Consider the following 11,609-nt stretch of genomic DNA (forward strand, 5'->3'; position numbering starts at 1 on the left):
TTTATTCCCTTTCCGAATAAATCGCATAATAATAGCAATGTTTTTATTGTTATTATCTTTTCCGCAAGTTTTGTCTTTTCACCAAAGCAAGTTGTTGCGCTTAACCTAAGAATACTCTTTCGTTAGCTATATTATTGGGCTATGTTCTCTTACTTTAGTTAGAGCCTATTAGCTACAAAATAAAACAACAGCTTTTGCCCAAGTGTCTTCCCAAAAGATAGCTTCGCTTTAAGCCCTCTTTTGGTCTGGGACAATCCTCTACTAGACATTGTTCTAATCATACGTCCCTATTTTCCTCATGTACGCACTTTCATGAGCCCAGGCTTTTAACTGCCTAACGCTTTATCTTTTGCCAACCTTTGATTGGAATGCTCTATCTTAAACTACCTCTTGATAGCTCCACTTAAAGCCCTAAAGCAAAACTACTTTGGCCTTGGAGGTTAGTACCCTCCACTATCCGCATTTAAACGCCATTTTAGCTACCAGATAAAGCTCTTAAAAAGACAAAGCTTTCTCTTCTTAATTTAGAATTTCTAAAGAAATGAAGCAAACAAACAATGCCATTAAATTCTTAATGGCCCAATACCGTGCTATTTTCAACAATGCATACTTCAAGGGCTTAGCTACCGCCGCTCTCGTTACCGTTGCTATGGCTGCTGGCCAAGCCAATGCTGCCACTCTTACTGGTTCTTTGGTAAGTGATGCAGCCAATGCTCAAGACATTATTGCTACTGGCTCAAGCGACTCTTTAACTGTTAGTGGTGGTGATAAATTTGCTAAGACCATTACCGTACAAAAGGGTGCACAATTAACCATTTCTGGTGGTTTAACCTCTTTAGGTGATGTTAATGTCAATGGCGGTACATTAATCGTTCAAGGCCCAGATACCGCATTATTGCTTGGTTCAGTAAAAGAGCCTGCTGCCAAAGCAGGTGGTGCCAAACAGCATTACGAGAGTGATTTAAATGTTTCTTCTGGTTCTACCTTAAAGTTAAATTCAGGTAATATTGGTGTAGCTAACTTTGATATTGCTGGCTCTACCATCACTTTAACTTCTGGCGGCACTGGCGGCACCAATTTAACTGCTTATGGCGTAGGTGCATATCAAGATGATGATGGCCCAAAGAAATATGGTAAGGCCGTTGGTAATCTTACTGATGTTACAGCTACTATCAATGGTGGCTCCAATATTACAGCTATTGGTACCTTAAATGTTAGTGGCTCAGCTTTAGATAAATCTAAAATCACTTTAAATGGCAACGTTGCTACAGGCACCTCTCAGACTAATTTTGCCTATTTAGAAGGCTCTAAGCAGTTAAACATTTCCAAGACTACTATTACTGTATCTGGTGATAATGGTAGTGCCCTTTCCTCTCGTGACTTAAATCTTGCTGATTCTAAGCTTGATGTTACATCAGGTACCTTAACTATTGGTACTGACTACGATGTAAAGAAGGCTGCTTCTGACACCAATTCTGGCACTGCTATCTCAGGCACCATTGATATCAAGAACAGCACAATTAGTTTAGCTTCCTCCACCAACTTAAACTTTGGCGCTGAAGGCTCTGCTGCCTCTGTTACCTTCTCTGGAACAAATAACATTACTAACAAGGGTACTGTTAACTTCTATACCCCAAAGATCAGCATGAGCGCAGCTGACCTTAATGCCTTAGTTGAAAGCGGAAAGGTTGACTTTAAAGAGAGCTCTGTTGCTAATGTAGCTGGTGATTTAGACCTTACTAAGAAAGTTTTAGCTGCTACTGGTGCCTTAAATACAACAAATTTTGCTCTTGAAAGTGGCAAAACCCTTAAACTTGCATCAGATGGTACCGTAACTTTAGGCAAAGCTTTCGCAGTTAATAATTTCACTGTAGAAGCTGGTGTATTAAAGTTAACTCCAGATACCAGCAATAGCGCCAATACTTTCACCCAGACCTCTGGTTCTTTAGTTGCTTTAAATGGCTTAACCTCTGCTAATGAGACCACTTTAAAGGAAGTTATTGTTTCTGGCAGCACATCTGCTAAAACTACCTTAACTTTAGGTAAAGCAGGTACCACCAATGGTTCAGTTACCAAGGTAGACAAGCTAACAGTTAAGGGTGAAGCCTCTGGTAACGAAGGCACCCTCAACATTTACGGCAAGTGGGACTTAACTGGCACTGAATTAAATGTAGGCGCTAGCGGTGCAGCAAATCTTGCAAAAGCTGCTAATGTAACCATCAAGAACTTAACAGTTGACACCAACGGTGCATTAAACATCACTGATGGCTCTTTACTCACCGTAGATGGCACTGTAACGACTGCTGAAAACAAAGTTGCTCTAACCGAAAACTCTAAGCTTTCTGTTAAGTATGCTGAGGCTAATAAGAGCTCTGCTTTAGCCAAGGTTAAGCTCGACGGTTCTTCAACCTTAGTATTAACTGGCTACAATCCAGATGGCGGCAAGATTACCCTTAAACAATTTGGTGATATCAAGTCCAAGTTTATTGGCGATACTGGCTTATTAAAGCTTGATGGTGTAGAAATTACCTCTGGTGTTGCCCAGAACGCAGACGTAACCTATACCCAAGCTCAAAGTGGTACTGGTGCAGCTGATGTATTCAGCACCAATACTGTTACTGGCGTTAATACAGCAGTAACAGGATCAAACGATTGGGGTACTGTAAAGTTAGAAGCAGGTCAAACAGAGCTTTCAGTTGCTGCTGGTGGTGCTGTAACCTTAAATGGTAATGGTGCTAACAAGCTTGTTGCTGATTCAACTGGTGCAACAGATGCTGGTGTTAAATTAGCTTCTGGCTCTATCTTAACTGTAGAAGCAAATGGAACCATTAAGGAAGTTGTTGCAGCTAATGATGGTGAAGGTAAGTTTATCGTTGGTGGCAATGGCACTGCCAACACTGTAACTGTAACTAACAATTTAGGTTCCGATTCCGTAAAATTAGACAAAGTTAACGTAATCGCTGATAGCGCTCTAACTGTAAAGAATGTCTATGCTAAGACTTTAGACTTAGGTGGTACTTTACAGGCTACAAGCGTAACTCTTGATGATAACTCTAGCATCACTGGTTCTTTAAAGGCTGATTCCTTAGTATTAGCTAATACCAAGACCTTAGCTGTTGGTGAAGGTGCTGACAATGGTCTCTTAGAAGTTAAGAGCTTAGACTTGAAGGGCGGTAAGTTAGTACTCGATCCAGGGTTTGGTACTCCTGCTTCTGTAGCTGCTATTAATCAGCCTGATGCAGCTCCTGATGACATCGTTTATGTAAAGGCTAATGGTGATATTGGTGTTGGTAAGAACTCCGTATTTGCTGTAGGCTTAACCGCAGACGCTGCCCTTGAGGTATTACGTTCTAATGGCTACTTAGATGAAAACACCAGCTTAATCGAGAACAAGCTCGGTTCTGCCATTGTATTAGACCAAGGTATGTCTATTGCCGCTGGTGATGCTGTGTTCTTAGATAGCACTGGTACTACTGATACCTTATCTAAAAAGATTACTGATAAGACCACCACTCTAAATAACTCTGGTGGTTACATGGAGTTAGGAGCTAATACTGGTTTAGTAATTACTGGTAAGCTTTTTGATAATGCAACTACCCAGAACAAGGAAATCATCCAGTTTGCTGGTACTACAAATACTACATTACAACTAAATGACGGTTCTAAGCTCGTATTTGATGTAACCGATGCTTTTGGTGGTGACTCTATCAAATTAACTAATGCCACAACATTATCATCAAATGGTACTGTTAATATTGAAGCTGCTAATGGCATGTTAGTTGGTACTTTAGATACTACTAATAAGGGCGTAACCTTTGCCATTGCACAGGATGCTAAGGACAAGCTTTACAATCAGTCCACTCCAGTTAAGGATCTTACCTACGACGTAATGGCAGGTAATTACAAGAATAACCGTGATGAGAATGGTGTAGCCTTCATTGGTGCTGTAAATGGTCAGGACGGCGGTAAGGCTGTTGAAGAGACTGCTCGTTTAGCTGTTTACGGTGGTGCAATTCAGGCTACCAACTTAGCTCAGCAGGCTGCTAATGATGCTGTAGTAGAGCGTATGTCTCGTGCAAATCCTAATGGTTCCTTAGTATTTGCTAACAATGCACAGGGCGGTGGCTTATGGTTATCTCCAGTTTACAAGAGCTTAGAGTCTGATAGCTTCGACGCTGATGGTGTTGACTACGGTGTAGACGCAGACTTAACTGGCTTAGTATTAGGTGGTGATTTCACCTCTGAGTCTGGTGTACGTGCTGGTGCTTACTTCAACTTTGGTTCCGCTTCTGTTGATGGTCAAGGCGTTGGCGATCAAGTATCTAACGATGCTGATTACTTCGGCTTTGGTCTCTATACAGGCATGACCTTTGGTCAAATGAGCTTAGTAGCTGATGCTGGCTTTACTCAAGTTTCTAATGATGTAGAGCAGAATATTAACCACAAGGACTTCTCTAAGGCTAAGGCTTCCTTTGATTCAAGCTCTGTAACCTTAGGTTTACGTGGCGAGTACAAGCTCAGCGTAGCTACTATGGACGTAACTCCACACTTAGGTGTACGTTACACTCGTTTAGCAGTTGATGGTTATGATGCTAAGGTTGATGGCTACACTGTTGCTACTACTGATGTAGACACCATGCAGATGTTCGCTATCCCATTTGGCGTAACCATCTCTAAGGACATCGTAGCTGGTTCTTGGACTGTTAAGCCAGTATTCGACTTAACCTTAACAGCTAACGCTGGCGATACCGATACTAAGCTTGATACTACCTTTATTGGTACTAAGACCATTGGTTTAACCTCTGAGGCCTTTGATAGCTTCACTTATGGTGCAACCGTAGGTATCGACGCTAAGTATGGCGAGAACTTCTCTGTTGGCTTGAACACCAACTATGTTGGCTCTTCCAACACTGATGAGTTCGGCGTAATGGGTAACGTTCGTTACATGTTCTAATAAGCTAATCTAGCTTATTTTTGAGCGGGCGGTTCTTGGTTTTAGTGAAAGGCAAGCCACTTTGCTAAGAACCGTCTAAGAACAATTTCACTTTTAAGCTGTCTTTTGGTTTGGGAATATCCTCTACTAGACTTGTTCTAAGCCAACGTCCCTATTTTTCTCATGTACGCACTTTCATGAGCCCAGGCTTTAAACAGCCTAACGCTTTATCTTTTGCCCAGCTTTGATTGGAATGCTCTATCTTAAACTACCTCTTGATAGCTCCACTTAAAGCTCTAAAGCAAAACTACTTTGGCCTTGGAGGTTAGTACCCTCCCCTATCCGTATTTAAACGCCATTTTAGCTACCAGATAAAGTAAACCTAAAAAGACAAAGCTTTATCTTCTTCCCTATGTCTTATTTAGAATTTCTAAAAAATGAAGCAAACAAACAATGCCATTAAGTTTTTAATGGCTCAATACCGCGCTATTTTCAATAACGCTTATTTTAAGGGCCTCGCCTCCGCAGCTCTTGTTACCATTGCTATGGCTGCAGGTCAGGCGCAAGCTGCTACTAGTGACCTTGCTACTGTATTAAGCGGCACTAAAGCTGAATCACCAGCCGCTAGCATTGAGATTAACGGAGATGATAGCTCTGTTAGTGGTGCTTCTGGCGGCTTTATTAAGGGTATTACCGTAAACAGCGGCACTTTATCTTTCTCTGAGCAGACCACTCATGTGCGCACTGATGGTTTGGTTGAGTTAAAGAGTGGCACCACTCTTTCTCTTTCTGGTTCTAGCGGCAATATTTCAGGATTAATTGGTACCTTTGACTCAAAGGATGACTTTAACAAGGCTCCAAAGTCTCAACTTTTAGTTAATGATGCCGAAGTTAATGTCACCATGTCTCAAATTCAAATGAGCAAGGTAGACTTAAACAATGCTATTGTTACCATCAAGACCAATCTTGAAGATAAAACAGATTCTGATTGGGACGATAACGCTCAAATCAATGCCATGGCAGCCTATGACACTGCTGGCAAGCATGTTGAGGGCACTGGTACCTTCAATGTAACTGGTGCCGATTCCGCCATTACCTTAGATTCTGGCTCTGTATTAAATGCTGCTGTCTTTAATTTAGAAGGCGGTAAAATTGATATGAAGAGCGCAGCAACCTCAGGTCACAGCGCTATTATTCGTGCTTATACTAATGGAGGCAAGGTTGCTGGCGAGATTAATGTTGATGGTGTTGATATCAATGTTTCTGGTGCAGCTAACTACTTAAGCGCTAAGACTCTCAACATCAAGAATGCCGACTCTGTAATCACAGTAAGTGGTACTTCTACTCTTACCTTAACTGGTAGCTTAAATAAGACCAACTTAGCTGATGATGGCACCTTAACCGATGGTACTGTAAACTTTACCGCTGGTAAGATTGACCTTAAGGAAGCTACTTCTAAGCTTGTATTAGGCGGTAAGAGTGCTAATGGCAAGAAAGGCACTACCCTTAACGTAAGTGGAAATGCTCAGTTAGTAGGTGTTGGTGCTGTCGAGCTTGGTGAAAAGGCCCACCTAAACATTGACCAGTCTATTGTGAACGATCTTGTAAAGGCTGGTACTGATACAACTTCTGGCAATGGAAGCAAAATTACTTTTGCTGGCAAGCTCTCTAAAGTTACTATTAACTCAGATGACTATGTAAATCTTAGCGATTATGCATTTGGTTCTGGCACTAATGCTGACTTTGATGTTGCCTCTGGTTCTACTCAATGGAATGGCACCATTAAGGGCGAAAAGTTAGCTCTTACCAAGAAAACCGTCGGTACTCTTACAGCTGGTAAAATTGACCTTGGTGCAGACAATGTTAAATTAGGCGGTTCCGCTACTGGTGAGTCCAACAAGCTTAGTGATTTAAAGGGTTCTGTATTCCAAACTATTTCTGCCTACAAGAACATTGATTTCCATGGCTCTGCTGATAAGTTTGAGTTAGATAGCTCCGATGTTCAGGGTGTAAATAAGACTGAAGGTTTTGTTGGTACCTTTACTGGCGCTGATTTATCATTCACCAATGGTCGTCTCTTTGCTTTAGGTAATTGGAAGTCTGAGCAAAATATTACTCTTACTGGTGGTGGTAAAACTTCACATGGTAATGTAATTGTTGGCAATAAAGCCAAGTATGATAGCTCCTTAGTGCTTACTGGTACCATCAAGAACGATAAGGATGCTAATACTTGGGGTGCTTTAAAGGCTTCTGAAAGCACAACCAATACCAATACTTTAGATATTACAGGTGCAACCTTAGCATCTACTGGTAATCAGGGCAGCTTAGTAAGCTTAGTTGCTGAAAAGAGTGGAGTTCTCAAAGTAACAGGCGATCAAGTTACCTCTATCTTAAAGGGTGATGCCAATACTAAAGGCTTCGCTTTAAGTGTTGAGGGTGAAGGTCCGCTCGATAATGAAAATCTTGAGAAAGGTGGTATTCTCGATATCCAAGGCAATTTTGCAGCTGACTTTGATGACTTCGTAAAAGTTACAGGTAATGGCGCTACAGATGCCAATAAGATTGTCATTGGTGAATGGGATAAAAGTAATAGCCAAGCTACTAAGGTAGGCGGCTTCATCAAGGCTAATAAAGCTACCATAACTGGCACTACTGGTGTGCTCAACTTACAAGGTGCACAACATGATCATGTTCTGCTAGGCCTTGCTGAGCTTGATATTACCAACACTAATACTAATGCTACTGATGTAACCATCCAGAGCGGTTCTGTCCAAGTAACTAACAAGTTAACCTCTGCTAACAAGAATTTAGTTATTGGCGCAGGTGCAGCTCTATATCTTGAAACCACTACCTCTGGTTCAGTAACTGGTCTTGAGACGATTACTGCTAGCAACAACAATCCTGCTGATGATTATGAGTTATGCATCTCTGGTAAGTGGGATCTTTCTAATACTGGTTTAGTTGCTTCAAATAGCGGTGCTATATTACTTGACTCTACTTCTGGTGTAGCTGATGTCGTTGCTGAGAGCTTAAAGACTTCCAGTTCTGGCACCTTAACCATTGAAGAAGGTTCTTCTCTAAAGGTTACTGGCGCTGTAGTAACTGAAAATGATAGCGTAAAGGTACGTGGCGATTCTACCTTTACTGTAGACTACACTCAGGCTAATAGCGGCACTGCTTTAGGCAAGGTTGTAGTAGACGGTAGCTCCACTTTAGTATTAGACGGCTTTACTGGCGAGAACATTTCTTTAACTGATCTACAGGCACAAAAGGGTAAGTTCTTAAGTGGCACTACTGGTCTCTTTAAGATTACCAAGAATGGTCAGAATGTATCAGTTACTGGCACTGCTAATGGCCCAGAAGTATCCTTTGATGATGCTAAGGAGGCTGCAAACTTAGAGGGTATTTACGCCAACCAGACTATTACTGGTGTTTCAGGCTCAATTAATACCACCAATGATTGGGGTACTGTTAAGTTAGCTCAAGGCGAGACTAAGTTAGATTTAGGTACTACTGGCTCCGTAATTTTAAACGGCGCTAACAGTAACACCAACTTAGTAGCTGATAGCACTGGCGCAGAAGCTAACGTTCAACTTGGCTCCGACTCCATGTTGACCGTAAAAGGTTCAGGTACTATCAAGGATGTTGTAGCTGCTGGCGATAACAATGGTACCTTAAGAGTAGACGACAATGTAAGCTTAACTGCTGGCAATATTGGTTCTTCTACATCTGCTGACCTCAGCGAAGTAGTTGTTAATGCCAATAGCTCACTTACTGCTAAGAACGTCTTTGCTAACGAGTTATCTGTTGATGGTACTTTAGCCGCTAAGGACGTTTCTTTAGGCACTCTTGAATTAGCAGGCAATGCTACTGTAGACAACTTAACCTTATCCAATAGCACCAATTCTGGTGAAATTAACGGTAAGATTGATGTTACTCAGACTTTAACCGCATCTGGTAACTTACAGGTAAACGGCGAGCTATCAGCTAAGTCCTTAACCTTAGCATCTGGCAAGACCTTAGCTGTTGGTCAGGATGGCGAAGAGAGCAAGTCAGGCTTATTAGATGTTGGCACCTTAGACTTAGCTGGTGGTTCCTTAATCATTGACCCAGCTTACACCTCAAAGGCTTCTGTAGGCTATGTTAAGGGCACATCCGCATCTCAATCAGATATCGATCTTGTAATCAACGTTGGTGGTGACGTTGGTGTGGGCCAGAATGCTATTTTCGTAGCTGGTATGCGTAATGATGAGGCTGCTGCTCAAGAAATCATTGCTCGCTACACCAATGCTATTGGATCTTTAGATAAGAATGGCAACGACCAGATTGACTCAGGTGAGTTTGGTGCATTATTTATTGCTAATGGCCAATACACCGTAGCAGATAATACAGCTACTATCGTAGACCACAGCAAGACCTCTGCTGACTTTACCACTGCCTTTAACGGTACTTCATTTGATAACAAGTTTACCTTAGGTAATAACTCTGCATTATTCGTAACTGATGACTTTGCTCAGAGCATCTTGAATACCAGCAATGCTGTTATTAACTTTGCTGGTAATGATGGTGTATTAGCACTTTCTAACGACAGCAAGATCTACATTGATACTGCTTTAACTGCTACTGACACTATCGACTTAGTATCTGGTACTAACGCAACTGTAAGTGGCATGACTGCTAATACTATTGAGGCTGCTAACGGCTTATTACAAGGCACCATTGGTAATGATGGTAAGGTAACCTTCAACTTAGTAGAGGCTGAGGCACGTGCTAAGCTCTTCAATCAGTCAGCCCCAGTACAAGACCTCACTATTAAGGCTCTTAAGGGTGATCTTGATAAGACTGAGACTGGTGTAGAGTACTTATTACTTGCAGCCAAGGACAATGGTGGTCAGGCTTCTGAGGCTACTGCACGCTTAGCTGTATATGGTGGTGCTATTCAGGCTACCAACTTAGCACAGCAAGCAGCTACCGATGCTGTAGCAGATCGTATGTCCCGTGCAAACCCTAATGGCTCATTAGTATTTGCTAACAATGCTCAAGGCGGCTTATGGTTATCTCCAGTTTACAAGAGCCATGAGTCTGATAGCTTCGATGCTGATGGTTTTGATTACGGTGTAGATGCTGATATCACTGGCTTAGTATTAGGTGCTGATTTCACCACTGAGTCTGGTGTACGTGTTGGTGGCTACTTCAACTTTGGTTCTGGCTCTATTGATGGCCAGGGCGTTGGTTCTCAAGTATCTAACGATGCTGATTACTTCGGCTTAGGTCTCTATGCTGGTATGACCTTCGGTCAGATGAGCTTCGTTGCTGATGCTGGCTTTACTCAGGTATCTAACGATATTGAGCAGACTACTGGTCTAACCAAGTTTGATAAGGTAACTGCTGATACTGATGCTACCGCCATTACCTTAGGTTTACGTGGTGAGTACAAGCTCAACGTAGCTACTATGGACGTAACTCCACACTTAGGCGTTCGCTACACCAGCTTATCTGTAGACAGCTATGATGCTAAGTCCATGGGCTCAGTATTAGCTTCTACCGATGTTGACAACATGCAATTGTTCTCAATTCCATTTGGTGTGACTATCTCTAAGGACATCGTAGCTGGTTCTTGGACTATTAAGCCAGTATTTGACTTAACCTTAACTGCTAACGCAGGTGATACCGATGCTAAGTTAGACACCAACTTTGGTTCTAACGCATTGAACCTCACCTCTGAGGCCTTTGATAGCTTCACTTATGGTGCCACCATGGGTATCGACGCTAAGTATGGCGAGAACTTCTCCGTTGGCTTGAACACCAACTATGTTGGCTCTTCCAATGCTGATGAGTTCGGCGTAATGGGTAACGTACGTTACATGTTCTAATAAGCTAATTTAGCTTATTGGAGCAGGCGGTTCTTAGTTTTAGTGAAAGGCAAGCCACTTTGCTAAGAGCCGTCTAAGAACTTTTTCAATGCTCAATTATTCCAAGGCAGATCTTCCGATTAAGGTCTGCCTTTTTAGATTATGCGTTTATTGCTCTATCTTAGCTCACAAATTTTATTGGGGCGGGCGATGTAAAAGCGCAAATATATGAGCTTATCTGGCTTCACTATTAGATTTTTGTAAAATATTTTTAAAATTTAGTTGACAGTGTTTTATAAATCCTTATAATGAGCGTCACTTGAGTTGAGCAGCAAAGCTTAGCCAAGCAACACAAAGCGGCGCGTTAGCAAAGCGGTTATGCAGCGGATTGCAAATTCGTCTAGTCCAGTTCGACTCTGGAACGCGCCTCCACTAATAAGAACCTTTAAGGTTCTTATATTTTATCTGTACGTTGTATCTATAAAAATCTTTTTCAAACTCCCCTTCTTTCCCTCTTAAACTTTTGTTCTGATTATGCTTTTACTCCCTACTAAAGCATCCCTCAACCAATGATCTTACTTTTGTGTTAGGAGTACAGTTTTACGCCTTTTAAAGGTTCTACGAGATTTACAAGAACATATGCCCACTGCTCAGCATATGGTTAGCTTTAAGTGCTAAGTGCTTTTGCTACTTATTCGTAACTGTAAAATATCCGAAAGTTCCTTTAAGCTAGACCTTCCCTTATAATCTGTACTGTGGCAGAAGATATATTTTGTATCTCTGCCTAAGGACTAATCGAAATTTTGGGGCAAAACAGAGCATAG

The 11,609-nt window shown here is 41.8% G+C and carries 2 protein-coding genes and 1 tRNA gene; all 3 read left to right on the forward strand.

What is annotated here, in order from left to right; all coding sequences use genetic code 11:
• Positions 1-541 precede the first annotated feature (541 nt).
• The 3 genes from MXE38_RS11185 to MXE38_RS11195 all read left to right on the forward strand — a co-directional run bounded on the left by MXE38_RS11185 (position 542) and on the right by MXE38_RS11195 (position 11,217).
• A complete protein-coding gene (locus MXE38_RS11185) occupies positions 542-4,954 on the forward strand; it encodes an autotransporter domain-containing protein (RefSeq protein WP_246914942.1) in 4,413 nt (1,470 codons plus the stop codon).
• A gap of 416 nt (positions 4,955-5,370) precedes the next feature.
• Positions 5,371-10,806 carry an autotransporter outer membrane beta-barrel domain-containing protein gene (locus tag MXE38_RS11190; RefSeq protein WP_246914945.1) on the forward strand — a complete coding sequence of 1,812 codons (5,436 nt, stop codon included), beginning with the start codon at positions 5,371-5,373 and terminating at the stop codon, positions 10,804-10,806.
• Positions 10,807-11,143: 337 nt separating this feature from the next.
• Positions 11,144-11,217, forward strand: a tRNA-Cys gene (locus MXE38_RS11195).
• Positions 11,218-11,609 lie beyond the last annotated feature (392 nt).

It is taken from the genome of Anaerobiospirillum sp. NML120448, assembly GCF_023050945.1.
Lineage (GTDB): Bacteria > Pseudomonadota > Gammaproteobacteria > Enterobacterales > Succinivibrionaceae > Anaerobiospirillum.

What these genes read in the sequence shown, in the direction of transcription:
- MXE38_RS11185 (WP_246914942.1), top strand. Translation starts at nt 542, where the DNA reads ATGAAGCAAACAAACAATGCCATTAAATTCTTAATGGCCCAATACCGT.
- MXE38_RS11190 (WP_246914945.1), top strand. Translation starts at nt 5,371, where the DNA reads ATGAAGCAAACAAACAATGCCATTAAGTTTTTAATGGCTCAATACCGC.